We start from the raw sequence: 25,638 nt of genomic DNA, 5'->3' as shown, positions 1-25,638 counted from the left end.
TAACATAGATAAACTAAAAAAGGACGTGCCGAATTGATCCGCCCTTTTCTTACAATAAAAACCTATTGTTCAACGTAAAACCGTTGAACAATAGGTTTTTTAGATGCTTTTATTTAACAGCGTCTTTGAGTGCTTTACCAGCTTTGAATGCTGGTACTTTTGAAGCTGCGATTGAGATTTCTTCACCAGTTTGTGGGTTACGACCTTTGCGGGCTGCACGCTCACGAACTTCAAAGTTACCAAAACCGATAAGTTGAACTTTGTCACCTTTTGCAAGGAAACCTTCAATTGCCTCAAAAACGGCATCAACTGCTGCAGTTGAATCTTTTTTAGTTAATTCTGTTGCTTCTGCAACTTTTGCGATTAAATCTTGTTTGTTTGCCATTGTAAACAAATCCTCCATAAAATTTAAGCTTAGTGCTTATTGACAGTCTTTATCATATCGAAAAAAGAAGCTAAGGTCAAGCATTTAACACTGATTTTATCTCTCTTTAAGGCTCTTTAAATAAATCAAATCGAATCCGGTCGTTGGCAAGGCTAAATTCTGAGGCTTTCGCATATAAACCATTTGATAATTTGATGTCTTTTAATGATAAAATGATTTGAGATTCTTTGGGTTTTATATTGAGAAAGCTGGGGATATTATAGGTTTTGGCGATATAAGCCAAAATTTCTTGTCTAGGCAGTGTCAAGGTTCCTGCTGATACGGAAGTGACACTCAACTGAACATCGCCATTGTTCAAGACATAGGGTTCAAAATAAACATAAAGAGGAATGTCGTAACCCAAAAGTTGGTAGGTCCCTTGGAATAGCACTTGGCTTGATGTCGTGTAAAACTCATAGCTTAAGCCTTTAGACTGGTATTTCTCTAAAAAGGCAGCGACGGTATTATTCAACTCTTCTCTTGTGGTGATAAAACTTCCTGCTTTAACAGCTTTGACTTCTGTTGTTGATGATGTCTGCTGACTGATGCCTTGTTCGCGTGGTTGGATGACCCGATAGGCAATAACGCTGATAAAAGCGAGGTTGATGGCGAGTAAAACCAAAAAAAGGGTTCTCCAAAGTGTCTTATTTGTTGTCATGCGTTTGACTTATCCTTTCCATGATGGCATCAGCCATAATACTATAGCCTGTGTTATTGGGATGAAAATGATCCTCACTAAACAAAGCGTCATTCACGACACTCGTTTGATCACCAGAAACAGAAACAATGCCTTCATTCCCATCTATCCCTTTGTAGAGACGATCATTGATTCCCACAAAATAAACACCTTCATACTGGGATGTTAATTGCTCTGTTTGGGCATTCCAGTTATCAACAATATCTTGCATTTGGGTCATTTCTGGGAAATTAAGGTAAAACGGATTGTAAATCCCCACAACGTAAATGGGCAGTTTTGGATTTTCTGATCTGGCGAGCTCAATTATTTCGTGAAGGTTTTGCTGATAAGCCTTAAACCCTTCTTTAAAATCCGTCACATTTAAATGAGTGAAATGCTCTCGTATCACTTTCATAACATCATTGCCACCAACCGTTATAGTCATGAGATCTGCCGATTTGAGATTGTCTTGAATGGCCTTTTGCTTTTTCATGCGCTTTAAAATTTGGCGACTGGTATTTCCTGAAACACCATAATTACTGGTCACAGTCTCATAACGGTAAGCCTCGTCCATACGTTTAGCCAAAAGTGGTACAAAACCTCCCTGATCAGTAGTATCTCCAACACCCTGTGTCAAGGAATCCCCAATGGCAAACAAATGAAACTGAGTCTGTTTTTCCTTTAAAAAATCAGATTTTTTGAGCTTGGCATTTGACGTTGGAATGACAAACCAAAAAACAAGCCCAGCTGTTAACAAGGTTAGAAAGAAAATCATGATATCATGTCGTCGTTGTCTATTCATAGCGCACCATAACTGCAAAAGCATCCTCACCTGTATGTGTTTGAATCACCGAGCCCGTCTCTAAAACAGTAATATCGGTTTGAGTGTAGCCTTGTAATCGGTCTTTTAGCATGAGGGCAACATCTTTTTGACCTGAGTAAGAAATCGCAATCTCAGCAATTGGTCGCTGCTCTATCTGATTGACAAAACTATCTAACCACTTTAAAAAGACTTTTGATCCGCGACCCTTTATCAAAGGATTTAGGGTATGCTGCTTTAAGGCCATAACCACACGAATCTTCAACAGTGAACTCAAAAATCCTGTCACTCGATTCACACGACCACCCTTGACAAGATTTTCAAGAGTTGACAAGCCAATATAAAGCTCTGTTTTTTGGCGGATAACCTCAATGGACTCTATAATCGCTTCTAAACTAGCTCCATTTTTTGCCAGCCTAGCTGCTTCAACCACTTGAAAGGCCAAGGCCTGATCAATAAAGCCAGAGTCAATAATCGTCGCATTGGCTCCTGCTATATCTGCTCCTTGTCTGGCAGCTTCCAGTGTCCCTGAAAAAGCATGGCTCAGATGAATGGATAGAATCTGATCTGCTCCGTCCAAAACTAGTTTTTCATATACTTCTGCAAACAAACCAACCGGTGGCTGGCTCGTTTGAGGCAAAGCTTTGCTCTCTTTCATAAGCGATAAAAACTTGCCTTTTTCTTTTAAATCAGCGTCTGACATCAGCTTACCATCAATCATGACAGATAGGGGAACAACGGTAATATCAAGTGCCTCTATCCTCTCTGGATCTATGGTAACCGATGAATCAGTGACGATTTTAACATGACTCATATTTAAAACCCATTCTTATTTTATTTTGCCTTTAAAAAGACTAACAAGGTGACAAGGAGTGATACCCATCTCACCGTCCCAACAACTCTTTGGCTTGCTCTATGGCTGAAGAAGTGACATTGTTTCCTGCAATCATCTTAGCGATTTCTTGGACTCTCTCATCATGGTTCAGGCGTCGCACCGTTGATACTGTTGATTGCTCATCGCTTTTTTTAGAAATATAGAACTGATGATCCGCAGCTGCGATGACCTGTGGTAGATGAGAAATCGCTAGCACTTGACCATGGCTTGCAATTTTATAAATTTTTTGAGCAATCGCTTGAGCAACCCGACCTGAAACACCTGTATCAACTTCATCAAAGACAATACTTGTCTTATCTTCTTGGCGTGCAAAAGCTGATTTGATAGCCAACATCAAACGTGACAATTCACCTCCAGAAGCGACTTTAACCAAGGGTTTAAAGCCTTCGCCAGGGTTGGTAGAAATGTAAAATTCAATGTGTTCATTGCCTTCTTTACTAAACTTGCCCTGGGTGAATTGCACCTGAAAATCAGCCTTTTCCATGTATAACTCTGTCAATTCAGCCTTAATCTCTTTTTCCAAGGTGAGTGCCATCTGATGCCTTGCTTCAGAAAGTGCTGCTGCAGCTTGTAATAACTCTTTCTCAAGAAAACGCAGGTCCATCTCAAGACTTTCTGAGCTTGCCTCATTACCTGTTAGCAGATGGTATTCCTTAGTGATATTATCCAGATACTCCAAGACATCATCAACACTACCGCCATACTTACGTGTGATGGCATTTAGACTGTCCAAGCGTGATTCGATGGCTACTAAACGCCCAGCATCAAAGTCTAAACGCTCCATACAATCGCTAAGTTTTCTAGTTACATCTTCTAACATGTAATAACTTTCAGAAAGATGATTTGACACGTCCTTATAGTCAGGGTCAAACTCTTCCAAGCTCAAGAGGTCATTCATGGCTGAACGAACGTTTGATAAGCTAGAGAACTCCTCGTTATCAAGCATGGTGTAAGCATTGGCTAGCGTATCAGCAATTTGCTTGGCAGTCATCAATTGATCACGTTCTTGAGTCAGCTGATCATCTTCTCCTGATGTCAGAGACGCCGCCTCAATCTCTGCGATTTGAAAGGCCAGCATTTCGATACGCGCCTTGTGCTCACGCTCATTTTTTTGTTGGTCGATCACTCGCTTACGCAAAAGACGATAGGCCTCAAAAGCTGTCTGATAGCTTGTTTTGATAGCTAAAAAATGATGATCCCCAAACTCATCAAGCATACGACTATGAAGACTAGGTTTCATAAGTTCTTCTTGATCATGTTGCCCATGAATATCAACCAAATGCTGACCGATGGCTTTCAAGGTTGTCACATTAACCATCTGACCATTCACACGACTGACACTACGCCCATTTTGGAAAATATCACGACGAATAATCAAGTCATCTTCAACAGCAATGCCATTTTCCTCTAAAATCGACAGTAGCTGGGGACTTTTTTCGACGGAAAATAGACCCTCAATTTCTGCCTTGGCTTGACCGTGACGAATGACTTCTGTAGAAGCACGCGCACCGAGCATCATGTTCATAGCATCAATAATGATGGACTTCCCAGCCCCAGTCTCACCCGTCAATACCGTCATGCCATTATCAAAAGTCAGTGAAATCTCCTCAATAATGGCAAAGTTTTTTATGGAAATCTCTAATAACATGGCTCTCCTCGTTCTCTATTTTGTCAGCATCTTCATCCAAGTTTGAAAACTCTCCACGATTGTCTGGGCAGCTTGCTCAGTCTTTGCCAGCAAAAGTAAGCTGTCGTCATCTCCTATCAAGCTAAAAATCTGATCCTTATAGTCATCCAAGATCAAGCGTTTCAAATAAGTTGTTGACCCAGGTACAACCGTGATATTAACCATAGTCGCAAGTGTCCCTGATCCCTGTGACAGCTCTAAAATATTATCCATTGCTCGTTGTAAGGGTGTCATGTAGCGCTCAGCTGTTTCTTGTGACAAGCCATAGACGTAGCCTCCTTTTTTGCCTTTTACCTTGATGATACCCAAGGTAGTGATGTCTCGTGAGACAGTGGCTTGCGTCGCTAAGACACCTTTAGCTCTTAGTAGATCTACTAATTCTTGCTGTGTTTCAATTTCTTGTTCACTCACAATAGTGACAATCAACTCTAATCGTTCATTCTTTCGCATTGTTTTTAAATTCCTCATGTGCTTGAGCGACCACCTGACCAATATCACAAGAGACCTTGCTCGGTGACGCTGATTTTTTCATATATGCCAAAAATTCGATATTCCCTTGACCACCTTGAATCGGAGAATAATCTAATCCCTCAACGCTAAACCCGTGAGTCTGCGCAAAGGTCGTGACCCTCTCTAAAACTTTTTCATGGACGACCCTGTCTTTAATAATACCATTTTTACCAATCTGCTCACGTCCTGCTTCAAATTGAGGCTTAATAAGAACAACCACTTGCCCACCATCAACTAAAATCGTCGCCAAGGCTGGCAAGATTAAATTGAGGGAGATAAAACTGACATCAATACTAGCAAACTCTGGCAGTCCTTTGGTAAAATCTTGAACGTCTGCATAGCGAAAATTATACTGCTCCATGGAGCAGACACGCTGGTCTTGACGTAGTTGCCAAGCCAACTGATTGGTTCCCACATCAACAGCATAGACCAACTTGGCGCCTTGTTGTAGCATCAAATCTGTAAAGCCACCTGTCGAAGCACCGATATCAATAGCAATCTTATCCTGCACCGAAAGACCAAAAACAGCCCAGGCCTTCTCTAGCTTCAGACCACCGCGGCTAACATAAGGTAGCTTGTCGCCTTTTAACTTTAACTCAATACCGTCTTCAATCTTCTCACCTGGCTTATCATAACGCTGACCACTTTTGACACTGACCACCAAGCCTGCCATAACACCTCGCTTGGCCTGCTCGCGTGTCTCAAACAGTCCTTGCCTATGAGCCAGCACATCCACTCTTTCTTTAGGCATGACACCTTAACCTTTCTATCATCGCAACGATGGCATCAGGCTTAAAACTGGCTTTTCTTGCCATTTCTTGAAAAATAGCTATCGCTTGGTTCAAAGAATCCTCCAAAACCGCATAAGACTGATCCAAACCTAAGAGGGCTGGGTAAGTTGACTTGCCAGCTGTTAAGTCCTTGTTTGGTGTCTTGCCAAGTGTTTCAAAATCTGCGGTGACATCTAAAATATCATCGCGAACTTGAAAGGCCTGACCGATAAGGCGCCCTGCCTGCTCTAATTGACGAATGACCGCGTCTGTTTGTTTGGCAATCAGTCCCGCAGCCATAAAGGGAAAGACCAAAAGAGTACCTGTTTTATTGGCATGAATCAACTGGACCTGATCAAGCGTCAATGACTTTCCTTCACCTTTCATATCAAGCATTTGCCCACCAACCATGCCAAAGGTTCCTGAGCAATGTGACAAGTGTTGCATCAGATCAAGCTTGATGGTCACATCCAAGTCAGCTCTTGCAATCAAGCCTGTCGCATCTAAAAAGAGAGAGTCTCCTGCTAAGATAGCGGTTGCTTCATCAAACTGTTTATGATTGGTCAAGCGACCACGGCGATAGTCATCATTATCCATCGCTGGTAGATCGTCATGGATAAGACTGCCCGTATGAACCATCTCTAAGGCTGCAGCCACATCAAAATGAGCCGCTGTCAGCTCAAGCCCAAACCCCTCCAATAAATCCAACAAAATCATCGGACGAATACGCTTGCCGCCACTCTCAACAGAGTATAAAATGGCATCGATCAAGTCTGATGACACCACATTATGGCTACGATAGTAACGATGGATTGCCTTATCAATTGCCTTAATCTTATCCATTAAGCGTCCATTTCTACTTCTGCCCCATCTGGCTGCATCACTGTGACAAGTGTTTTCTCTGCATCCTGCAAGGTTTTTTGAAGGTCTTTGGATAGGATCATCCCTTGTTGAAATTGCTCAATAGCTTTTTCCAGTGGGACATCGCCATTTTCCAACTGAGCAACGATGGTTTCTAATTCTTGTAATTTTTCTTCAAATGTTTTTTGTTTACTTGGCATTTTTGACCTCTACTTCTATCTTTCCATCTTTCATCTGTAGGTGAAGGCAATCACCTTGAGAAACAGCCTTACTACTGGTGATGATCTGTTGATCTTTTTGGACAATCGCGTAACCACGCGCCACAATCCTTGTTGTATCAAGGGATAAGAGGGTATCTTGTGCTTTTTCCAAACGACTGACCTTGCTGTCATAGGCGCTGGTCATGTTAGATAAAAGCAAGCGCTGCAAGACACCTAGCCTTTCCTCATAGCGACTGACTTTCTCGGATAATCCTAATGTCAAAAGACGTTGACTTAATAGTTTTTCTTGCTGGTTTGCTTGGTTAAACTCCTTAGCCATAATCTGTCTCAAGTGGCTTATCACATAATCTAATTTCTGAGCGATGCCATCGTAAAGACGTTCTGGCTGCCTAAACATCACCGAATACCTGGCCTTATCAAAACGCTCTTGTCCTTGCCTGATCTGACGCAGACTAGCTTGGTAGAGACGTTGCCTACGCTCTCCTAGCCAAGCTAACAGATCTGCCTTAGTTATCGGAGTTGCTAACTCTGCTGCTGCCGTTGGGGTCGCTGCTCTTTGATCTGCCACCAGATCTGCCAAGGTTGTGTCCGTTTCATGACCAACACTTGATATGATTGGCAAACGTGACTCAAAAATAGCCTCAACCACAAGCTCTTCATTGAAAGCCCAGAGGTCTTCGATAGACCCTCCACCACGCCCCACAATGAGAAGATCGACGTCTTTTCTCTCGTTAGCTTTGGCAATATTAGCAGCTATTTCTTGCGCCGCCCCATCACCTTGTACCTTGGTGGGGAACAGCAAGATTTCCACACCAGAAAATCGTCTTGATATGGTCGTTATGATATCTTGAATAACCGCACCACTGGGACTGGTCACCACAGCTATCTTTTGAGGAAACTGAGGCAGAGCTTGCTTATGCCTATCCTCAAAATAACCGGCTGCTCTTAGTTTCTTCTTGAGTTGCTCAAATTGAAGAGCTAAAGCCCCGATACCATCTGGCTCAGCTTTTTCGATGATAATGGCATACGACCCTCCTGGCTCATAGAGTTGAATACGACCGATGACATTGATTTTCATGCCCTCTTCTAAGTCAAACCCCAACTGCCTAAATGCCCCAGCCCACATAGTGGCTTTGATAACGGCATGCTCGTCCTTAAGTGAAAAATATTGATGATTAGGTCGACGACGAAAGTTAGAGACTTGACCGGTCAGATAAACCCGTTCTAAATAGGGATCACGATCAAATTTTAATTTAAGGTATTTGGTTAAATGGCTAACCGTTAAATAATCCGACATGCACTTCCTTCCCTTTTTTAGGCAAATTCTTTTTTTATTATACCATTTTTTACGCTATTCATCAGAAACAACTGACTATATGACTTAAGAAAAAAAGCTGGGTCTCCCCAACTAAAAGCATTTGTTATGCCAAATAAAACGACGAAGGCTCTAAAGCATGTAAAAAACAATCGCCATGTACTGCAAAAAAGCTGCCAAGAGGATAAATAAATGCCAAATCATATGATAGTAAGGGCGTTTTTTCGCATAAAAGAAGGCTCCAATCGTGTAAGACAAGCCACCCGCTAGCATGAGTAGCCCGAAGGTCAGATTGGTTTCTTTCATAATAACAGGCACAATAAAAATCACCAGCCAGCCCATCACTAAATAAAGTAAAAGACTGAATTTTTCATTGATCTTGGTCGCCAAAATTTTATAAAGAATCCCAAAAAGAGTCACGCCCCACTGCAAAATGATAATGGCAAGGCCTAGCCAACCACCAACCAAGGATAAGGCCACAGGGGTATAAGAACCTGCAATAGCAATATAAATCATGCTATGATCAATGATGCGTAAGACATACTTTTGTGGTGTTCCGTAAGTCATAGCGTGATAGACGGTTGATGATAGCAACATCAAAAACAAACTGATCACAAAAATAGATACCCCAACTGCTGCCGTCACACCATAAGCCTGATAGGCATGAATCGCACTAATAGGAAGAAGGGTTAACATGATAGCAGCACCCACACCATGAGTCGTAGCATTAGCGATTTCTTCGCCAAAAGACAAGGGATTGCTCAATTTAAAGGTTTGATTCACTGTGATTTCCTCCTAGGGCTAGGGTTGATAAACGGACTTTATAGTAAGATTTGATCGCTAGACAGGCATCGTCAATAAGCTCTGGCACATGAGCATGATCATTCATGGAGCTGACAAACAAGTTATATAATTCCTCGGAGCTATATTCTTTTCTCAGTAAACTTAAAGCCTCATCAATGTCTGGCAAACTAAAGACATTTTTTAAAAAGGCAATGGCAATCAAGCGTGCAAGATGGTGACGTTGATACTTTTTCTTTAAGGGCTTATCAAGATAGCCTTGTTTGACATAGTTATTCACCATGGATGAGGTGATTCCCTTTGGATCTCTATCTACCGAGGTCTGACTGACTTTATTGACGTAATAAAGGATCTGATCAAGGTACAAATCAAGGTCTGGCAAATCCTGCCACTTAGGGAGAAAGTTGATTTTGAGTTCATCAAAAAGATTAAATCTAGTTTTCATAACTAGATTATAGCATTATCTTAAAAATAAACAAGAAAAAAGCCTATGAACATGTCTAAAATGGATTTAGACATGCTTTGATAAGGCTTTTTTTCACGGTAAATGAAATTCAAAACAGGACATGCTATTAGCATTACTGATACTTAGGCTATTTTTTCTTCAATCCAAGATGGCGAATCGTCGGGCTGATTGGTAAGTTTGCTCTAAGAGCATGGTAATGGTCATTGGACCAACACCGCCAGGAACTGGCGTGATCCAATCAACAAGTGGCTCCAGTGATGCAAAATCAACATCACCTGATAATTTCCCCTGCTCATCACGGTTCATCCCTACATCAATGACGACAGCTCCTGGTTTGACATGGTCTGCTGTGATCAATCTTGAGCAACCGATAGCAACTATTAAAATATCAGCTTGTTGAGTGATTGTTTTGAGCTGTTTGGTTCTTGAGTGTGTCATGGTCACGGTCGCATTAGCGGCTAATAACATGGCAGCCATAGGCTTGCCCACGATATTAGAGCGACCAATAATAACAGCATGCTTGCCCTCAAGATCGATATTATAGTGTTCAAACAAGGCCATAATTCCTGCTGGCGTACAAGGCAGCATAGCTGGTTGACCAGCCCAGAGACGCCCAGTATTGACAGGATGAAAACCATCCACATCCTTATCAGGATCAATCGCTAGGACAACTGCCTCCTCATCAATATGATCAGGTAGGGGCAACTGCACTAAAATACCATGAAAACGCGCATCGTGATTGTACTGCTCAACCAAATCCAGTAATTCTTGTTGGCTAATCGTCTCTGGTAGACGAACGGTTTCACTGTAAAAACCAGCTTGCTTGGCAGAGCGCTCTTTATGCCTAACGTAAATCTGGCTTGCAGGATCTTTACCAACTAAAATCACAACCAAGCCTGGTACAAGTCCTTTTTCTAGCTCTAACTGGGCAACCTTTTGCGCCAAGTCAGACTGCATTTTTTGTGCCAATAATTTGCCATCAATCAATCTTGCCATCACTCTCTCCTTTATTCTTATAGTACTTTATTCAAAAAAACTGGTTCTCTTAGTAAAATCACGATGCCTGTGATCATAGCCTTTCTCCCTTGCCCATATGTTTTTCAAGACGTTTCAACAAAGCAGACATGGCTGTTGTTACCAGTAAATAATACGCTGCCGCAAATAAGAGGGGCTCCACAGGAATATAAGTCGCTGAGACGACCGATTGAGCACCATTCCAAAGCTCCATAACCCCAATCGTTTGTAAAAGGGAACTATCCTTGATGATGGTGATAAACTCATTTCCTAAGGCAGGCAAAATCGTTTTCAGCGCTTGTGGCAAAATAATATAACGCATGGTCTGCCTAGGAGGCAGCCCTAAAGAGTAAGCTGCTTCAAACTGTCCTCTTGGCACAGCCTCGATCCCTGCACGTACAGACTCAGAAATATAAGCCCCACTGTTTAAAGAAACAATGATCACACCAGGCAATAAACGGCTAAAATCTAGATCCAGAACGCCAAAGCTAATCGTCGGTGCAGCGTTAAAATGCAACCAAGCAAAAGCAATCATAATTTGAACAACCATGGGAGTGCCACGAAATAGCCAAATATAACAACTAGCTAGATAGGACAAAGGCTTGACAGAACTTCTTTTTAGCAGTGCCATCAAAATACCGATCATGGTCCCAAAGCAAACAACGCATAACGAAATAACAATGGTCACCAAGACACCATCATTAAAATAAGCCCAATACTTGGGTAAAAATGAAAAATCCATAATATACTCCTGTTTTTAAATAAATATTACTTTATGATAACATTAATTTAATTAAAATACAAATATATGGATTTTAATACCAAAAACACCCTCTGATTCACACAAAAAGAGTGTGAAATAAGCTCGCTAACTCTAAGAGTTTCATACGCTTATTCCAGACTCTTTCCATCAACTTAATACAGTAAGTCGAAAATTTCCATAGCGATTAAGTCAATGCTATCAAATGAATAAGACTCCTTAGCCTCAACGTCACGCAAAGTGAAAACAGGTCCATTTTCTGGATCATTGCTAAAAGAAACTTCCGCAACCACGACTCCTTCACGCTCAAAATGACGTTTTAAATGACCACCATCTGTAGCCATAAGCTCCAAACGATTGATGATTCTAACCAAATGTGATTCCATAGCATACTCCTCTATTTATTAAAATACTTTCTTTCCATTTTACCATAAAATGAAATAAAGTAACTAACATTCACTCTTTTTTATCCTAAAATTAGCCGAAGGCGTTAGTTCAAAACAGTTTTAGCACTCTTTGCGGTCGAGTGCTAAAATTTTGAACTTTTTACTTGCATTGCCCTGCTATCGTGCTATAATAGGTTTAGATGAACTTTGACTATGTTTGACCAAAAGTTTTTTGTCACTGCTCATCCTGATTGTATTGTAACCATTTCTTAACAAAAGTGAGGTATGCTTATGCTTTGTCACAACTGTCAATTAAACGAATCAAGTATTCACTTATATACCAATGTCAATGGAAAACAAAAACAAGTTGACCTTTGTCAAAATTGCTACCAAATTATGAAAACAGAACCTCGACATAATCCTTTATCACCCCTAGGACAAGAAAGGGCTTCTTCATCACTAAATCCTTTTTTTGATGATTTTTTTGGAGACCTCAATCAGTTTCGTGCTTTTAGCAGGGATTTAGCAAACCAGCCTAAAAGTCAGGCTGGAGGACAAGGTGGCAACAAAGGTCCTGGCAATCGCCAGCCCCATGCACCACAAGGCTCTGCGCAACCAAAACAGCAAGGTCTTCTCGAGGAGTTTGGCATCAACATCACAGATATTGCTCGTAAGGGAGAGATTGACCCAGTCATCGGACGTGATGAGGAGATTCTTCGCGTCATTGAAATCCTTAATCGAAGAACCAAGAATAATCCGGTGTTAATCGGAGAGCCCGGTGTTGGTAAAACAGCCGTTGTTGAAGGCTTGGCGAAAAAAATTGTTGATGCAGATGTGCCACAAAAACTCCAAGGCAAACAGGTTATTCGCCTAGATGTTGTCAGCCTCGTTCAAGGAACAGGTATTCGAGGACAATTTGAAGAGCGCATGCAAAAGCTCATGGATGAGATTCGTCAGCGTCAGGATGTCATTCTCTTTATTGACGAGATTCATGAAATTGTCGGTGCTGGTAATGCTGGTGACGGCAATATGGATGCTGGTAATATCTTAAAACCTGCACTAGCCCGTGGTGAAATGCAACTCGTCGGTGCAACAACCCTTAACGAATATCGCATCATCGAAAAAGATGCTGCCCTAGAGCGCCGCATGCAACCCGTAAAAGTCGATGAGCCAAGTGTTGAGGAAACCATCACCATCTTAGAAGGTATTCGTCCAAAATACGAGGACTATCATCATGTCAAGTATAGCTCTGAGGCTATCAAAGCTGCGGCTATCTTATCCAACCGCTATATCCAAGACCGTTTCCTTCCAGATAAGGCTATCGACCTTCTTGATGAAGCAGGCTCTAAAATGAACCTAACATTGAACTTTGTTAATCCTCAAGATATTGATCAACGCTTGATTGAAGCCGAAAACCTAAAAGCCCAAGCCACTCGCGATGAAGACTATGAGCGTGCGGCTTACTTCCGTGATCAAATAGCCAAATACAAGGAAATGCAGGCTCAAAAGCTCGATGACCAAGACACCCCTATCATCACTGAGAAAAATATTGAAGCTATCATTGAACAAAAAACCAATATTCCAGTTGGAGAACTCAAAGAAAAAGAGCAAAGTCAGTTAGTCCATCTAGGCGATGATCTCAAAAATCATGTGATTGGGCAAAATGAAGCTGTGGATAAGATCGCAAAAGCCATCCGTCGTAACCGTGTTGGTCTTGGATCACCAAATCGTCCTATCGGCTCCTTCCTCTTTGTCGGACCAACTGGTGTCGGTAAGACAGAATTGTCTAAGCAATTAGCCATTGAACTATTTGGTTCAGCAGATAGCATGATCCGCTTTGACATGTCTGAGTACATGGAAAAACACGCCGTCGCTAAACTGGTCGGCGCTCCTCCAGGATATGTTGGTTACGAAGAGGCTGGGCAACTAACCGAAAAAGTTCGTCGCAACCCTTACTCACTCATCCTTTTAGATGAAGTCGAAAAAGCACATCCTGATGTCATGCACATGTTTCTCCAAGTTCTTGATGATGGCCGTTTGACAGATGGTCAAGGACGTACCGTCAGCTTCAAAGACACTATTATCATCATGACCTCTAACGCTGGAACAGGAAAAGCAGAGGCTTCAGTTGGCTTTGGGGCTGCTCGTGAAGGACGTACCAACTCTGTCCTTGATCAACTTGGCGATTTCTTCAGCCCAGAATTTATGAACCGCTTTGATGGGATTATCGAATTCAAGGCTCTTGAAAAAGAAAATCTTTTGACTATCGTTGATTTAATGATTGGAGATGTCAATGAACGACTTGCTACGAAAGGGCTTCATCTTGATGTCACTGATAAAGTCAAAGAGAAACTGGTCGATCTTGGCTACAATCCCAAAATGGGGGCTAGACCACTGCGTCGAACCATCCAAGATCATATTGAAGATGCGATCACAGATTTCTATCTGGAAAATCCTTCAGAGAAGAATCTGCGTGCCATCATGACCTCAAATGGTAACATTGTCATCAAAGCCTCCCCTAAAACGGACAACACCGTAGCAGAAAGCCAGCACCTATCATAAAAACGTGGGATAAAACCGTTAACTCATATGGAGTAACGGTTTTCGTTTTTTAGTTGCCTCTGCAGCAACACCACCTTCATCACTGATACGCTCAAAAGCAAGCATTTAGGAGTTGGGCAAAGCTACTTCTATGATAAGTGTCGTCTAAAGCAATACCTGATTGATTCTTTTGACCGCTTTTTGGAGTAACTGGTTAAAAATAGTCAGTATTTTATGAAAATTTTTCTAGTTTATTGGTTTGATTTTTAGTATAATGAGAAAAAGAACTATCGAGGAAAACTTATGACAAATCCTGTATTCGGACATAAAGAAGATCATGTCGACTATCAACATCGCTATGGTGTCTATGCTATCATTCCAAACAAGGAGCAAGATCAGCTGATTCTTGTTCAAGCACCAAATGGGGCTTGGTTTCTACCGGGTGGCGAAATCGAAGGGGATGAGAATCATTTAGAAGCCTTGGAGCGAGAGCTTATTGAAGAACTCGGTTTTAAGGCAAGGTTTGGAGAGTATTTCGGACAAGCTGATGAGTATTTTTACTCAAGCCATCGTGATGCCCATTTTTACAATCCTGCCTATCTTTATGAAGTTACCTCTTTTGAAGAAGTTGGACAACCTTTAGAGGATTTCAACACACTCGCTTGGTTTCCTATCCAAGAAGCTAAAACCAAGCTAAAACGGGGTAGCCATCAATGGGGAGTCGAGAGTTGGCAAAAAAAATACCAGAAATAAGTCGTTCACTACCAATGCGTGTTATAATATAAGCAACCAAGTTTTAAAGGAGGATCTATATGAGACTTATCAACGTTACCAGTAGCCATCCTACGCTCGTTAAAAATCAACTCCGAAACACTGATGCTACTCTCATTGAGGTTTATTCTGCCGGCAATACCGACGTCATTTTTTCACAAGCACCAAAACATTATGAAATACTGATTTCCAATAAATACCGTGCCATCAAAGAGAGTGAGATTGAAATTATCCGAGAATTCTTTTTGAGACGTCACATTGACAAATCTATCATCATCAAAGAAAACATCAAAACTTCATACACTGAAAAACTAATCAGTATCTCTATTCCTATAGCAAGATCTTAAATAGCCATGCCTTTTATGACATGGCTCTACCAAAACAAAACCCAACCATCAGTGATTGTTCACTCAAAAAAGCACTGCAAGTTTCCAGTGGTATTAACCGCCAAAAACTTGTAGCGCTTTTTGATTGAGAGCTAATGGTTAAAACTGTTCTGGTACTGCTGCCAGTAAGTCAGCAATTTAAGACGAAAACTCTCCTAGTATAGCCTATATAATATGAATCCTCCAATAGCAGGAATGCGTGAGGCAAACTTAGTGTGAAAAAACGCAAAGATGCCAACTGCAATGGCAGAAAATCCGATGGAAATCATTAAGACAGAACCAGCATATTGCCCTACATCAACAAACGTAAGGCTAAAAACACCGTGATTCAAGCCCTATTTCAACTAAAAATGGATCATTTTCAAAAGAAAAATCATCATGCCACGCAAAACTTATTTAAAAAATGTCCTTACCATCTGAAACTGGGTAATATTGATATAAATATGGATTACCATAACCACTAGAAATGCGACAATTTGATCGGTCTGACTGATGACAGAAATGATAGTAATTGCTAAATAAAGGGCTGGCAAGATATAGTTGTTGAGTCGAAAGACAATGGTGAAACTCTGTTCAAAATGAGCTTGTTGCTCTGCTTCATCATAGGAATAAATCAAACCTTTCATTTCACTAACGGTAGGAAATATCGAAATCTGATAATCACGAATGCGACTAATTAATTTGGCATAAACTATTTGACCAATAACCAAAGGAATCAAGAACAAATAATCTAAAATCGGAATGGTTAACTCTGCCCCATCCTTAATTAAGAGTAATTTCAGACCCACAACGATGTTAAAAGTAACTAAGCAAGCTAAGAGGTTAAAGAAGATAGCACCAAATTTTAACTGCTTGAAAGTTGTCTGGTACCACTTCTCCACTAATGCATCGTCTTCTTGGTCGCTTGATAGATAGAGATTGTTATGACGATTAGCCTGATAAAAACTATAGACTGTAGCTCCAATCAGACCTAAAACAAGTATCCGACTACTCATTAACAGATTCTCTAAATTAAAAATGGTACTACTAGTCTTCTGCCCCGTTGCTAGAAAAGTCACTATTTCCCAAAAACCAACCCCTAGTAACATATAGAAAATCAAGCGAACCCAACGTTGACGGGTTGTGATTTGTTTTCCATTTCTCATCCTTCTTCCTCCTCCACTAAACGAAAAACCTTTTCAACAGGTTCTTGAAAAACCTTAGCGATTTTCATTGCAATAACAATTGATGGCGTATACTCTCCTCGTTCTATCAAACTGATGGTCTGACGCGATACCCCTGCCAGTTTTGCCATTTGAGTCTGGTTGACACCATCTCTCGCTCGCAATTCTTTAAGACGATTTTTTAAGATATATTCCATCTACCTCATTCCTTTCACCGTTTTTCTCCTCTATTCCCCTGATTTCTTAAATGTATTGTAACATATTATTTTATTTTTGACAATGATAATAGTCAAAAATGTTATCGTTTTTGTCAAAATGACATTTTTAATGGGCAAAAAACCAAGTTCAATTTGAACTTGGTTTTATCGTCTGGTTAAAACTGCTCTGGTACTGCTGCCAGTAAGTCAGCAATCCTAGAAGCATCTGATCCTCCAGCCATTGCCATGTCTGGTTTACCACCACCACGACCTGCTACGATCGGAGCAAGGGCTTTGATGGCATTTCCGGCATGGATATCTTTTGATTTGCTTGCTACAAGAACATTAACTTTTTCTCCAATACTTGCCACAAGAACAAGGACGTCAGAGTAGTCTTTTTGTTTCCAGTTATCCGCAAATGTACGAAGAGCACTTGCATCAGCAACGTCAACTTGAGTAGCAATGTAACGAACGCCAGCACTTTCTTTGACATCTTTAAAGACATCACCTGCCTGAGCTGCTGCTGCTTTTTCTTTAAGCTCTGCATTTTCTTTTTGAAGCTCTCGGACTTGCTCATTGAGGCTAGCAACTTTGTTGGGCACTTCCTTGAGTTGAGGGACTTTTAGACTTGTCGCGATTGTTTTTAGGGCATCCTCTTGATCACGAAAGGCTTGGAAAGCAGCTTTCCCAGTCACAGCTAGGATACGACGAGTACCTGACCCAATTCCTTCTTCTTTAACAATCTTGAAGAGTCCAATCTCAGAAGTGTTTGACACATGTGTCCCACCACAAAGTTCGACAGAGTAGTCACCAATGGTAACAACACGAACAACTTTACCGTATTTTTCACCAAAGAGGGCCATAGCTCCCATCTCTTTAGCTGTATCCACATCAGTCTCAACAGTCTTAACAGCAATCGCATTCCAAATTTGCTCGTTAACCTGCGTTTCAAGCTGACGAAGTTGATCTACTGTAACAGCTTCAAAGTGAGTAAAGTCAAAACGTAGGAAGCCTTCTTCGTTCAAAGAACCAGCCTGAGTAGCATGTTCACCGATAACATGATGAAGGGCTGCATGGAGCAAGTGAGTCGCTGTGTGATTTTTCTCCACTGAGAAACGACGGTCTTTGTCGATCTCAAGTTGATAAGTTGTCCCTACAGATAGGCTAGCTAAGACCTCAACAGTATGAAGCGCTTGACCATTTGGTGCTTTTTGAACATCCGTTACTTTGGCAACGATATCGCCTTTATCATTTTTGATAACACCATGGTCAGCCACCTGACCACCCATTTCAGCGTAAAAAGGTGTCTTGTCAAAGACAAGAAGGGCTTGACCTTCAGAAACAGCTTCTGAACGCTCATTGTCCACAAGGACAACAGAAAGTGTTGATGCTAAGCTATCCACATAGTAAACAAATTCAGAGGATTCTGTGATACCAGCAAGGGTTTCGTTTTGCATCCCCATTGAGCCACCCTTGACAACCGCCGCACGCGCTCGGTCTTGTTGCTCTTTCATGGCGGCGTTAAAGCTTTCTAGGTCTATCTTATAGCCAGCATCCTCTGCCAATTCTTCGGTCAACTCTACTGGGAATCCATAAGTATCATAGAGTTTGAAGATGGCTTTACCATCAAGAGTGTCCTTACCAGCTGATTGGAGTTCCGCCAAAAGATCTTCTAAGTGACCCGTACCAGCATCAATGGTACGCGCAAACGTTTCTTCTTCACGTTTCACAATCTTTTCAATAAAGTCACGTTTTTCAAGCACTTCTGGGTAATAACTTTCCATAATGTGACCAACTGTTGGAACAAGTTTATAAAGGAAAGCATCAGTGATACCAAGACGGCGACCATGCATAACCGCACGACGAAGGAGGCGACGAAGGACATAACCACGGCCTTCATTGCCAGGAAGAGCACCGTCGCCAATGGCAAATGATAGGGCACGAATATGGTCTGCAATCACCTTGAAACTCATATTGTCACCGTCTGGATCGTATGATTTACCAGACAGTTTTTCAAGGTCATTGATAATCGGCATAAAGAGATCTGTTTCAAAGTTGGTTTTTGCACCTTGAAAAATCGCTGCCAAACGCTCCAAACCAGCACCTGTATCAATATTTTTACTTGGTAATTCCTTATACTCAGAACGTGGTACTTCTGGATCAGCATTGAATTGCGATAACACAATATTCCAAATCTCAATGTAGCGATCATTTTCCAAATCTTCTTCAAGAAGACGGATACCAATGTTTTCAGGGTCAAAAGCTTCCCCACGGTCAAAGAAAATTTCAGTATCTGGTCCAGATGGGCCAGCTCCAATTTCCCAGAAATTTTCTTCCAAAGGAATAAGATGATCTGGTTCGACACCCAAAGCAAGCCAACGGTTATAAGAATCCTTGTCTTCGGGATAATAGGTCATGTAGAGTTTTTCTTTTGGAAAAGCAAACCACTCCGGGCTTGTCAAAAGCTCAAAGCCCCACTCAATCGCTTCATCACGGAAATAATCTCCGATTGAAAAATTACCAAGCATCTCAAACATGGTATGGTGACGAGCCGTTTTTCCAACATTTTCAATGTCATTGGTCCGAATCGATTTTTGGGCATTGGTCATACGGGGATTTTCAGGAGTCACTGACCCGTCAAAATATTTTTTGAGAGTTGCCACCCCAGAATTGATCCACAAAAGGGTCGGATCATTGACAGGGACTAAGTTGGCTGAGGGTTCAACAGAGTGACCTTTGGACTGCCAAAAATCAAGCCACATCTGACGAATTTGAGCTGACGATAATGCTTTCATTGTTTCTCCTTTTGAGTAAGTTTGTTAACGTTTTATGTCCTTAAGATGTTATTTCTGAGCAAATCATTTAGACAGAGCTAGACGAACTTTGTGCTGCTTTTTGTTCTTTGACATAATCAATGGCGATCACTAAAGAAATGACTAAGTCACTATAGGCTTCATCATAGATGTCTACGGTGTAGCTGGAGGTAAGGTGCCATAAATTCTGGCTAATGTTTGCAATTTCTTGTCCACTTTTTTGTAAGCTAAAATCCAAGTCCCAGAGATTACCTATAACAGTCATATCCAAACCTTGGACATGATAGCGGGATTTTAGAAAAGTCAATGCTTTTTTGATGGTAAAGCTAGTGCCATATGCTAAGATAACCTCAAATTGCGGTAAAAAGCTAAATGGTTTCTTTTCAATACGGCTGACTTCTTGACCCTGCATATCCGATATCTAAAGGTTTTGGGGATTTTAAGAAAGGATCCTTCAACTTGATAAGTTGGTATACCTAGGTCATCAGAGATTTTAAAACTACCTCCTAGAGATAGGAGTTTTTGTTTCACTTGAAAAGTCTTCATAGGATTTCCTCCTAAATATAAGACAAGCCCACCAAACGAAGGGCGAAAAACCGCGGTACCACCTTCATTCAATGACCTTGTCATTCTCATTATGATTTGTAAGGGTTTAGATGTCAGTAGCAAACTGGTTAAGCTCCGCTGATTCGCAACAACCATCAGCTTTCTGAAGGAGACTTGTAACAGTCATTCTCACACCTTATCAGTATAATCGTTTGACGCCGTTTGGTCAAGAAAGTCTATTTAGACTCACTTGAGGGCAGGCTTGTTGTAGCATTGTAGTTAGACAAGATACTGCTGAAACTCTTGTCTTTTATTTTAACATTAGCCTTGTCAAGAGCTTTAGCAATCACGCTATTTTGAAAAGCTGAGTCAGCTTTTTTCTCATTAAGAATCGTCTCTTTGAGACGCTCTTGATAGGCTTTCCAGTCAGGGTTTTTAGCCTCTTTTTTGACAGTTTTGACGATATAGTAGTTGGGCTTATACGTTTTCGTATCAACGACTTGAATCATGTCAGAAATAGCGCCCTCTTCGAGTTTAAAGGCTGCATCCTTAACCTCTTTAGGTAGGTCCTTATGAGATGAATCAAAGGTGGCTGTAATGTCTTCAGAGCCAGTGCTTTCTTTAGCGATAGCTGCAAAGTCAGCTCCTTCAGCTTTGACTTGTTCAAGGGTTGATTTAGCCTTGTTTTCATCGTCCAATTTGATCATTTCAACTGTCGTCTCAGGTGTGTAGGACTCATAAGCTTTTTGGAAGTTGGCATCGGTTAATTCTTTGTTAGCTGCCTGTTTAACAGCAAACTCGATTAACTTTTCAACACGGATTTGTTGCTTATAAGTTTCTTCTGTCATGCCCGCTGATGTCAAGGCCGCAGCAAAACGAGAACCGTAGGCATCAACTTGCTTGTTATAAGCATCTGTGACTTCTTTATCACTAACTTTTTTACCATATTGGTCTTCAAAGACACGCTCCAAGACCAAGGTTAACATGGCTTGCTTACCTGCTGTGGTATCCTTGGCTTGTTGATAAAAATCTGAAACCGTGATGGTGTCACCTTTCATGGTAATCAGCTTATCCTTAGGACTTGTCTTTGGTGCACAAGCCGCTAAGGTAACAGCTGACATGAGGGTGAGCGCACCTAGTAATAGTTTTGATTGTCTTTTCATTTTTGAGAACTCCTTTAAATGGGAACTTACTATCTATGAGCCAATTCCACTATCATAATATTATAGCATAAATTAACTTAAATGGGGCTTAATCTAGCAGATGGATCTCATCTTCATTTTTACGAAGCATCAACAAGCCATCGCTCATAGGAATCAGGCTTGCTGTCAGACCAGGATGGTTAAGGGTCGCATCAAATAAACGATGTAAACCACGGTAAATCGTTCGCTGTCCTCGACGAACCTCCTCAATAGGACGCGCAATATCCCCACCTTGAAAAACGTCATCAAAGATGATAACCCCACCTTTTTTGAGATTTTTTAAAATATCAGGTAAAAACACAATGTACTTAGACTTGGCGGAATCCATAAAAACAAAGTCAAATGCCTGATCTAGATTGCTAAGTAAATCAACAGCATCCGCTTCTAAAAGTGAAATCTGCTGTCGATAATCGTATTGAGCAAAATTTTCTTTAGCCAGAGCAATCATTTCAGGATTACGATCAATCGTGGTAATCTGCGCATCAGGTGCGTATTCCGCCATCAAAAGGGCTGAAAAACCAATAGCTGTCCCAACTTCCAAAATATCCTTAGGAGCCAGGGTCTGCATTAAGAGACGAAAGTAAGCTACGACTTCTTGTTGAATGATGGGAATATTATGCTCACGAGCAAAAGCAGCGATAGTCGCCAAATGTCCTTGGGGTTGTTGCAGATGCGTTCGCATATAATCCACCAATTCTTCTTTAACAACAGGACGCCGCATATTGTGGTTGGCATTTTCTGAATAACTTTTTAACATAAACTTAGTATATTTTAAGCGCTAAAAAATGTCAAGAAAGCTAAGAATAGGATCACAAAGGACTTTTCCTTAAAGATAGTCTAAAATGGTGTCCCATGACCTGTCTAACCCTTCTCGAGTCACTGATGAGAAGATAATGAAAGCATCGGTTTTCTCAAAATTCAGCTTCTTTTTAATAGCTGACTCCTGTTTATTCCACTGGCCTCGTGAGACTTTATCTGCCTTAGTTGCTACGATAATAACGGGAATCTCGTAATACTTTAAAAACTCATACATTTGCACATCATCTTGAGAGGGATCGTGTCGGAAATCCACAAGACTCACAACCACTCTTAGATTATCACGTGAGACCAAGTATTCCTCAATCATCTTTCCCCATCTGGCGCGCTCTTTTTTGGATACCTTAGCATAGCCATAGCCTGGTACATCAACAAAGCGTAGCTTGTCATCAATGTTAAAAAAATTAAGGAGTTGCGTTTTACCAGGCTTACTTGAGGTTCTAGCTAAATTCTTACGCCCTAAAAGTGTGTTAATAAAGCTTGATTTCCCAACATTTGAGCGTCCCGCCAAGGCCACTTCTGGCAAATCATCTTGAGGGTAATGCGACTGATTGGCCGCACTCAAGAGAATAGAGGCGTTGTGGGTGTTTAATTCTTGTTCTTGGGCCATGATGCCTCCTAAGCTGTTTCCAAAATCGGCTGATCTGTACCATCTACAGCCTCTTTTGTGATACGAACACGCTTGATTTCTTCTTGACTAGGTACTTCAAACATGATGTCCATCATGGTCTCCTCGATAATCGAACGCAGACCGCGTGCACCCGTCTTACGCTCAATCGCTTTAGCAGCAATGGCTTCAAGGGCCTCACGATCAAAATCCAAGGCAACGTTATCATACGACAGTAGGGTTTCATACTGGCGAACCAAGGCATTTTTAGGCTCGGTCAAAATCATGATCAAATCATCTACCGTCAGTTGCTCAAGAGCAGCTGTCACAGGCAAACGACCGATAAACTCTGGGATGAGACCAAATTTTTGGATATCCTCAGCGATAATCTCTTGCATGTAAGACGAGTCTTCTGATACTTTCTTGCTATTTTGACCAAATCCAATCACCTTTTCTCCCAAGCGTTGCTTAACGATATCTTCGATACCATCAAAAGCCCCACCAACGATAAACAAGATGTTTTTGGTGTCAATTTGAATCATCTCTTGGCTAGGGTGCTTACGCCCTCCTTGCGGGGGCACACTAGCAACTGTGCCTTCAATGATTTTAAGAAGGGCTTGTTGCACACCTTCACCAGAGACATCACGTGTGATGGAGACGTTTTCCCCTTTTTTGGCAATCTTGTCAATCTCATCAACATAAATAATACCACGCTCCGCGCGCTCAACATTATAATCCGCAGCCTGAATAAGCTTTAAGAGAATATTTTCAACATCTTCACCAACATAGCCAGCCTCGGTCAACGAGGTGGCATCGGCAATGGCAAAAGGCACATTAAGGCTTTTTGCTAGGGTTTGGGCTAGGAAGGTTTTTCCTGATCCTGTAGGGCCAATCATTAAGATATTTGATTTTTGCAGAACCACGTCTTCCTCATCGCGGCTTTCAGTAAAGCTAATCCGTTTGTAATGATTGTAAACTGCAACTGCTAAAGCACGCTTGGCACGATCTTGACCAATCACATATTGATTTAAAATGTCTAGTAACTCTTTGGGTTTTGGCACTTCTGCTAGGTCGGCTAAAATGTCCTCTGCCAACTCTTCCTTGATAATCTCTTGAGACAGCGCGACGCATTCGTCACAAATAAAGACACCATTTCCTGCAATGATTTTTTTGACTTCTTCTTGGTTTTTACCGCAAAAAGAGCAGTGAACCATTATATCATTTGTTCGATTTCCAACCATGATTGTTTATTTCTCCTAAAATAATCCGCCATAAAAGGCTTGCATCGTATTAACGAGATTGGCAAAGGCATTTAACAACAAAATGATGCCTAATCCGTACCGTTTTTTGGCAAATGCTGGTAAGGCACATAAAAAGCAAATAACAGCTAAGCAGGCCGTAAAAACGCCAAATAAATTAGCTTTCATCACCTAATCCACCTTTCTCACATCTCACATACTCTTTCACCCAAAAATCATGCTTATTTTTATCATCTTTTTCAAAAAATCGTTGAGAGGCCAACCGAAACGCAGTATCTGAGTAAGCTGGAAAATAAGTATCCCCATCAAAAATGCCATCTACTTCGGTTTTGATTAACTTATTAACCTCTGGGAAAAAACTTTGGTAAATCCTAGCGCCACCAACAATAAACAAGCTTTTTTCCTGAGCTTCAAACCACTCAAGTACCTGTTTCTTGGAATGGCAAACAAGAACACCTTCTGCGTCATAGTCTTGATTTCTGGTTAAAACGATGGTTTGTCTCCCTGGGAGAACACGACGATTCATGCCCTCAAAGGTGACTCTCCCCATCACTAAAACCTGCCCCATGGTGGTTTCTTTAAAGTGTTGCATTTCCTTTGGCAGACGCCATGGTAAGCGATTTTGATGGCCAATCAAATGCTCTTTATCCTCTGCCCAAATGGCAATAATGTCTTTGGTCATAATGTCTCTATACTCACTTATCATTCATAGCTTGTTGGCATGATTGTCACCATAAGGCTAAATCGCCAGATCAAAGGTCAACTGAGGTTTAACTGGCTCATAATCTACTAATTCAAAATCTTCTGGTCTAATGTCAAAAAAATCCGTCTTATCAGGAACATTGAGTATCAAGCGAGGCTGGCAAGCACTAGCCTCACGGCTTAGAAGCTCAGCAGCTTGCTCAAACTGATTGTCATAAATATGTAAATTATTGATAAAGTAAAAGAATTTCCCCGGTTTCCAGCCAAAATGTTTGGCAATCATCATTTGAAGGGCGACATACTGCATGGCATTGATATGATGGGCGACCAGCATGTCATTTGAGCGTTGGGTCAAGGTAGCGTCTAAATAAATCTCCCCATCCACTCGACGAACATCAAACATGGTTTGAAAGGCACAGGGCAGTAGCCCTTCTGTTTCTTCAAACGCTTCATAATCCCAAAGGGAAATGACATTGCGGCGATTCCAAGGATTTTCTGCTAATTGTTGCAAAAGCTTAGTGATGATAGCGTGTTTTTTGACAATGGCACCATAGCGTTGCCCAATAGTACGGGTATCAGCAACCTCCCAGTCACTCCAGTAATGAACCTTGTACTTATCTTCTAAAACATCTAGGCTATTTGATTGGTCTTGATAAATCCAGAAAATTTCTTTAATCGCTGATTTTATCGGAATAGGACGTAGCGTCGTTATGGGAAATTCACCCTTAGCCAAATCATACTCAGCAAATGATCCCGTCACATACTTTGAGTAGGCTGTTTGACCATTTTTGTATTTAGGCCTTGCCTGCTCAGACATGACCCCCTCCTCTAAAATGCGCTTAATATTGGCTTTAAAAATAGCATCTGCTTTTGCCATGATCCCAATCCTTTTTTAGTTTTTGGTGTAACTCTTTTATTTTATCGAATTTAAGATTATTTTTCCACTAGAAAAAGTATCTTGCCTATGAGCCTACTTTGATTCATCAAACCATAACATCAAAATAAGGTTCAATCTTTCATTTTATGTTA

Annotated in this window: 28 protein-coding genes and 1 pseudogene; 3 read left to right on the top strand and 26 right to left on the bottom strand. The window is 41.2% G+C overall.

Translation table 11 applies throughout. From position 1 onward, the window contains the following. Nucleotides 1-109: 109 nt before the first annotated feature. The 15 genes from ACMZ6Z_RS02095 to ACMZ6Z_RS02025 all read right to left on the bottom strand — a co-directional run bounded on the left by ACMZ6Z_RS02095 (nt 110) and on the right by ACMZ6Z_RS02025 (nt 11,606). Nucleotides 110-385: an HU family DNA-binding protein gene (locus tag ACMZ6Z_RS02095; protein ID WP_416131008.1), complete on the bottom strand. Its 276-nt coding sequence runs from the start codon at nt 383-385 to the stop codon at nt 110-112. A 106-nt stretch (nt 386-491) separates the two neighbouring features. Beyond that, nucleotides 492-1,082 (bottom strand): YpmS family protein, encoded by a 591-nt coding sequence (locus ACMZ6Z_RS02090; RefSeq protein ID WP_416131006.1) that lies wholly within the window; start codon nt 1,080-1,082, stop codon nt 492-494. Further along, nucleotides 1,069-1,902, bottom strand: a complete 834-nt coding sequence (locus ACMZ6Z_RS02085; protein ID WP_416131005.1) for an SGNH/GDSL hydrolase family protein — start codon at nt 1,900-1,902, stop codon at nt 1,069-1,071. The genes ACMZ6Z_RS02090 and ACMZ6Z_RS02085 overlap by 14 nt, the downstream gene beginning before the upstream one ends. Beyond that, entirely contained in the window at nt 1,895-2,734 is an 840-nt protein-coding gene (locus ACMZ6Z_RS02080; RefSeq protein ID WP_416131004.1) for a DegV family protein, read from the bottom strand. Before ACMZ6Z_RS02080 ends, ACMZ6Z_RS02085 begins: the two co-directional genes overlap by 8 nt. A gap of 70 nt (nt 2,735-2,804) precedes the next feature. Beyond that, a complete protein-coding gene (gene recN / locus ACMZ6Z_RS02075; RefSeq protein WP_416131003.1) occupies nt 2,805-4,463 on the bottom strand; it encodes a DNA repair protein RecN in 1,659 nt (552 codons plus the stop codon). A 15-nt stretch (nt 4,464-4,478) separates the two neighbouring features. Further along, nucleotides 4,479-4,952, bottom strand: a complete 474-nt coding sequence (locus tag ACMZ6Z_RS02070; RefSeq protein WP_416131002.1) for an arginine repressor — start codon at nt 4,950-4,952, stop codon at nt 4,479-4,481. Further along, the gene (locus ACMZ6Z_RS02065; RefSeq protein WP_416131001.1) at nt 4,939-5,763 is read right to left on the bottom strand and encodes a TlyA family RNA methyltransferase; all 825 of its coding nucleotides are present in this window, start codon (nt 5,761-5,763) and stop codon (nt 4,939-4,941) included. The genes ACMZ6Z_RS02070 and ACMZ6Z_RS02065 overlap by 14 nt, the downstream gene beginning before the upstream one ends. Next, nucleotides 5,756-6,625, bottom strand: a complete 870-nt coding sequence (locus ACMZ6Z_RS02060; RefSeq protein WP_416131000.1) for a polyprenyl synthetase family protein — start codon at nt 6,623-6,625, stop codon at nt 5,756-5,758. Before ACMZ6Z_RS02060 ends, ACMZ6Z_RS02065 begins: the two co-directional genes overlap by 8 nt. Further along, the gene (locus tag ACMZ6Z_RS02055) at nt 6,625-6,843 is read right to left on the bottom strand and encodes an exodeoxyribonuclease VII small subunit (protein ID WP_416130999.1); all 219 of its coding nucleotides are present in this window, start codon (nt 6,841-6,843) and stop codon (nt 6,625-6,627) included. Before ACMZ6Z_RS02055 ends, ACMZ6Z_RS02060 begins: the two co-directional genes overlap by 1 nt. Then, nucleotides 6,833-8,161 carry an exodeoxyribonuclease VII large subunit gene (xseA, locus tag ACMZ6Z_RS02050; protein WP_416130998.1) on the bottom strand — a complete coding sequence of 443 codons (1,329 nt, stop codon included), beginning with the start codon at nt 8,159-8,161 and terminating at the stop codon, nt 6,833-6,835. The genes ACMZ6Z_RS02055 and xseA overlap by 11 nt, the downstream gene beginning before the upstream one ends. Before the next feature lie 150 nt (nt 8,162-8,311). Further along, complete coding sequence (gene trhA, locus ACMZ6Z_RS02045) at nt 8,312-8,962, bottom strand: PAQR family membrane homeostasis protein TrhA (RefSeq protein WP_416130997.1); 651 nt, start codon at nt 8,960-8,962, stop codon at nt 8,312-8,314. Next, complete coding sequence (locus tag ACMZ6Z_RS02040; RefSeq protein ID WP_416130996.1) at nt 8,946-9,425, bottom strand: DUF1836 domain-containing protein; 480 nt, start codon at nt 9,423-9,425, stop codon at nt 8,946-8,948. Before ACMZ6Z_RS02040 ends, trhA begins: the two co-directional genes overlap by 17 nt. 159 nt (nt 9,426-9,584) lie before the next feature. Beyond that, nucleotides 9,585-10,442 carry a bifunctional methylenetetrahydrofolate dehydrogenase/methenyltetrahydrofolate cyclohydrolase gene (locus ACMZ6Z_RS02035; protein WP_416130995.1) on the bottom strand — a complete coding sequence of 286 codons (858 nt, stop codon included), beginning with the start codon at nt 10,440-10,442 and terminating at the stop codon, nt 9,585-9,587. 73 nt (nt 10,443-10,515) lie between these two features. Beyond that, nucleotides 10,516-11,202, bottom strand: coding sequence for an amino acid ABC transporter permease (locus tag ACMZ6Z_RS02030; protein WP_416130994.1), 687 nt, complete (start codon nt 11,200-11,202; stop codon nt 10,516-10,518). A 173-nt stretch (nt 11,203-11,375) separates the two neighbouring features. Continuing rightward, on the bottom strand, nt 11,376-11,606 hold the full coding sequence (locus ACMZ6Z_RS02025) for a DUF1797 family protein (protein ID WP_416130993.1): 231 nt from the start codon (nt 11,604-11,606) through the stop codon (nt 11,376-11,378). Between the two features lie 291 nt (nt 11,607-11,897). Between ACMZ6Z_RS02025 and ACMZ6Z_RS02020 the strand changes: the two genes are divergently transcribed. The 3 genes from ACMZ6Z_RS02020 to ACMZ6Z_RS02010 all read left to right on the top strand — a co-directional run bounded on the left by ACMZ6Z_RS02020 (nt 11,898) and on the right by ACMZ6Z_RS02010 (nt 15,265). Beyond that, the gene (locus ACMZ6Z_RS02020) at nt 11,898-14,168 is read left to right on the top strand and encodes an AAA family ATPase (RefSeq protein ID WP_416130992.1); all 2,271 of its coding nucleotides are present in this window, start codon (nt 11,898-11,900) and stop codon (nt 14,166-14,168) included. A gap of 282 nt (nt 14,169-14,450) precedes the next feature. Next, nucleotides 14,451-14,900: an NUDIX hydrolase gene (locus tag ACMZ6Z_RS02015; RefSeq protein WP_416130991.1), complete on the top strand. Its 450-nt coding sequence runs from the start codon at nt 14,451-14,453 to the stop codon at nt 14,898-14,900. Nucleotides 14,901-14,959: 59 nt separating this feature from the next. Beyond that, the gene (locus ACMZ6Z_RS02010) at nt 14,960-15,265 is read left to right on the top strand and encodes a DUF1827 family protein (RefSeq protein ID WP_416130990.1); all 306 of its coding nucleotides are present in this window, start codon (nt 14,960-14,962) and stop codon (nt 15,263-15,265) included. Nucleotides 15,266-15,696: 431 nt separating this feature from the next. Here the strand turns inward: ACMZ6Z_RS02010 and ACMZ6Z_RS02005 are convergent, their stop codons facing one another. The 11 genes and pseudogenes from ACMZ6Z_RS02005 to ACMZ6Z_RS01955 all read right to left on the bottom strand — a co-directional run bounded on the left by ACMZ6Z_RS02005 (nt 15,697) and on the right by ACMZ6Z_RS01955 (nt 25,486). Continuing rightward, nucleotides 15,697-16,449 (bottom strand): DUF3169 family protein, encoded by a 753-nt coding sequence (locus ACMZ6Z_RS02005; RefSeq protein ID WP_416130989.1) that lies wholly within the window; start codon nt 16,447-16,449, stop codon nt 15,697-15,699. Next, nucleotides 16,446-16,664 (bottom strand): helix-turn-helix transcriptional regulator, encoded by a 219-nt coding sequence (locus ACMZ6Z_RS02000; protein WP_416130988.1) that lies wholly within the window; start codon nt 16,662-16,664, stop codon nt 16,446-16,448. Before ACMZ6Z_RS02000 ends, ACMZ6Z_RS02005 begins: the two co-directional genes overlap by 4 nt. A 176-nt stretch (nt 16,665-16,840) precedes the next feature. Then, on the bottom strand, nt 16,841-19,459 hold the full coding sequence (alaS, locus tag ACMZ6Z_RS01995; protein WP_416130987.1) for an alanine--tRNA ligase: 2,619 nt from the start codon (nt 19,457-19,459) through the stop codon (nt 16,841-16,843). Nucleotides 19,460-19,526: 67 nt separating this feature from the next. Beyond that, nucleotides 19,527-20,023, bottom strand: a pseudogene (locus ACMZ6Z_RS01990) (LURP-one-related/scramblase family protein). Nucleotides 20,024-20,259: 236 nt separating this feature from the next. Further along, entirely contained in the window at nt 20,260-21,186 is a 927-nt protein-coding gene (locus tag ACMZ6Z_RS01985; RefSeq protein ID WP_416130986.1) for a peptidyl-prolyl cis-trans isomerase, read from the bottom strand. Nucleotides 21,187-21,274: 88 nt separating this feature from the next. Next, nucleotides 21,275-21,982 carry an O-methyltransferase gene (locus ACMZ6Z_RS01980; RefSeq protein WP_416130985.1) on the bottom strand — a complete coding sequence of 236 codons (708 nt, stop codon included), beginning with the start codon at nt 21,980-21,982 and terminating at the stop codon, nt 21,275-21,277. Nucleotides 21,983-22,051: 69 nt separating this feature from the next. Continuing rightward, complete coding sequence (gene yihA / locus ACMZ6Z_RS01975) at nt 22,052-22,651, bottom strand: ribosome biogenesis GTP-binding protein YihA/YsxC (protein ID WP_416130984.1); 600 nt, start codon at nt 22,649-22,651, stop codon at nt 22,052-22,054. Between the two features lie 8 nt (nt 22,652-22,659). Beyond that, a complete protein-coding gene (gene clpX / locus ACMZ6Z_RS01970; protein ID WP_416130983.1) occupies nt 22,660-23,889 on the bottom strand; it encodes an ATP-dependent Clp protease ATP-binding subunit ClpX in 1,230 nt (409 codons plus the stop codon). Between the two features lie 15 nt (nt 23,890-23,904). After that, on the bottom strand, nt 23,905-24,075 hold the full coding sequence (locus ACMZ6Z_RS01965; RefSeq protein ID WP_416130982.1) for a hypothetical protein: 171 nt from the start codon (nt 24,073-24,075) through the stop codon (nt 23,905-23,907). Beyond that, nucleotides 24,065-24,589: a dihydrofolate reductase gene (locus ACMZ6Z_RS01960; RefSeq protein WP_416130981.1), complete on the bottom strand. Its 525-nt coding sequence runs from the start codon at nt 24,587-24,589 to the stop codon at nt 24,065-24,067. The genes ACMZ6Z_RS01965 and ACMZ6Z_RS01960 overlap by 11 nt, the downstream gene beginning before the upstream one ends. A gap of 57 nt (nt 24,590-24,646) precedes the next feature. After that, entirely contained in the window at nt 24,647-25,486 is an 840-nt protein-coding gene (locus ACMZ6Z_RS01955; protein ID WP_416130980.1) for a thymidylate synthase, read from the bottom strand. Between the last annotated feature and the right edge of the window lie 152 nt (nt 25,487-25,638).

Origin of the sequence: Streptococcus pluranimalium (assembly GCF_047785705.1) — a bacterium.
In the GTDB taxonomy this organism is placed as follows: domain Bacteria; phylum Bacillota; class Bacilli; order Lactobacillales; family Streptococcaceae; genus Streptococcus; species Streptococcus pluranimalium_A.
The sequence above is the reverse complement of the archived record's forward strand: the minus strand, read 5'-3'. Positions and strand labels throughout refer to the sequence as shown.

Bases quoted from the DNA above. Each gene is read 5' to 3' on its own strand.
- ACMZ6Z_RS02095 (WP_416131008.1), bottom strand. From the start codon at position 385: ATGGCAAACAAACAAGATTTAATCGCAAAAGTTGCAGAAGCAACAGAA.
- ACMZ6Z_RS02090 (WP_416131006.1), bottom strand. From the start codon at position 1,082: ATGACAACAAATAAGACACTTTGGAGAACCCTTTTTTTGGTTTTACTC.
- ACMZ6Z_RS02085 (WP_416131005.1), bottom strand. From the start codon at position 1,902: ATGAATAGACAACGACGACATGATATCATGATTTTCTTTCTAACCTTG.
- ACMZ6Z_RS02080 (WP_416131004.1), bottom strand. From the start codon at position 2,734: ATGAGTCATGTTAAAATCGTCACTGATTCATCGGTTACCATAGATCCA.
- recN (WP_416131003.1), bottom strand. From the start codon at position 4,463: ATGTTATTAGAGATTTCCATAAAAAACTTTGCCATTATTGAGGAGATT.
- ACMZ6Z_RS02070 (WP_416131002.1), bottom strand. From the start codon at position 4,952: ATGCGAAAGAATGAACGATTAGAGTTGATTGTCACTATTGTGAGTGAA.
- ACMZ6Z_RS02065 (WP_416131001.1), bottom strand. From the start codon at position 5,763: ATGCCTAAAGAAAGAGTGGATGTGCTGGCTCATAGGCAAGGACTGTTT.
- ACMZ6Z_RS02060 (WP_416131000.1), bottom strand. From the start codon at position 6,625: ATGGATAAGATTAAGGCAATTGATAAGGCAATCCATCGTTACTATCGT.
- ACMZ6Z_RS02055 (WP_416130999.1), bottom strand. From the start codon at position 6,843: ATGCCAAGTAAACAAAAAACATTTGAAGAAAAATTACAAGAATTAGAA.
- xseA (WP_416130998.1), bottom strand. From the start codon at position 8,161: ATGTCGGATTATTTAACGGTTAGCCATTTAACCAAATACCTTAAATTA.
- ACMZ6Z_RS02040 (WP_416130996.1), bottom strand. From the start codon at position 9,425: ATGAAAACTAGATTTAATCTTTTTGATGAACTCAAAATCAACTTTCTC.
- ACMZ6Z_RS02035 (WP_416130995.1), bottom strand. From the start codon at position 10,442: ATGGCAAGATTGATTGATGGCAAATTATTGGCACAAAAAATGCAGTCT.
- ACMZ6Z_RS02030 (WP_416130994.1), bottom strand. From the start codon at position 11,202: ATGGATTTTTCATTTTTACCCAAGTATTGGGCTTATTTTAATGATGGT.
- ACMZ6Z_RS02025 (WP_416130993.1), bottom strand. From the start codon at position 11,606: ATGGAATCACATTTGGTTAGAATCATCAATCGTTTGGAGCTTATGGCT.
- ACMZ6Z_RS02020 (WP_416130992.1), top strand. From the start codon at position 11,898: ATGCTTTGTCACAACTGTCAATTAAACGAATCAAGTATTCACTTATAT.
- ACMZ6Z_RS02015 (WP_416130991.1), top strand. From the start codon at position 14,451: ATGACAAATCCTGTATTCGGACATAAAGAAGATCATGTCGACTATCAA.
- ACMZ6Z_RS02010 (WP_416130990.1), top strand. From the start codon at position 14,960: ATGAGACTTATCAACGTTACCAGTAGCCATCCTACGCTCGTTAAAAAT.
- ACMZ6Z_RS02005 (WP_416130989.1), bottom strand. From the start codon at position 16,449: ATGAGAAATGGAAAACAAATCACAACCCGTCAACGTTGGGTTCGCTTG.
- ACMZ6Z_RS02000 (WP_416130988.1), bottom strand. From the start codon at position 16,664: ATGGAATATATCTTAAAAAATCGTCTTAAAGAATTGCGAGCGAGAGAT.
- alaS (WP_416130987.1), bottom strand. From the start codon at position 19,459: ATGAAAGCATTATCGTCAGCTCAAATTCGTCAGATGTGGCTTGATTTT.
- ACMZ6Z_RS01985 (WP_416130986.1), bottom strand. From the start codon at position 21,186: ATGAAAAGACAATCAAAACTATTACTAGGTGCGCTCACCCTCATGTCA.
- ACMZ6Z_RS01980 (WP_416130985.1), bottom strand. From the start codon at position 21,982: ATGTTAAAAAGTTATTCAGAAAATGCCAACCACAATATGCGGCGTCCT.
- yihA (WP_416130984.1), bottom strand. From the start codon at position 22,651: ATGGCCCAAGAACAAGAATTAAACACCCACAACGCCTCTATTCTCTTG.
- clpX (WP_416130983.1), bottom strand. From the start codon at position 23,889: ATGGTTGGAAATCGAACAAATGATATAATGGTTCACTGCTCTTTTTGC.
- ACMZ6Z_RS01965 (WP_416130982.1), bottom strand. From the start codon at position 24,075: ATGAAAGCTAATTTATTTGGCGTTTTTACGGCCTGCTTAGCTGTTATT.
- ACMZ6Z_RS01960 (WP_416130981.1), bottom strand. From the start codon at position 24,589: ATGACCAAAGACATTATTGCCATTTGGGCAGAGGATAAAGAGCATTTG.
- ACMZ6Z_RS01955 (WP_416130980.1), bottom strand. From the start codon at position 25,486: ATGGCAAAAGCAGATGCTATTTTTAAAGCCAATATTAAGCGCATTTTA.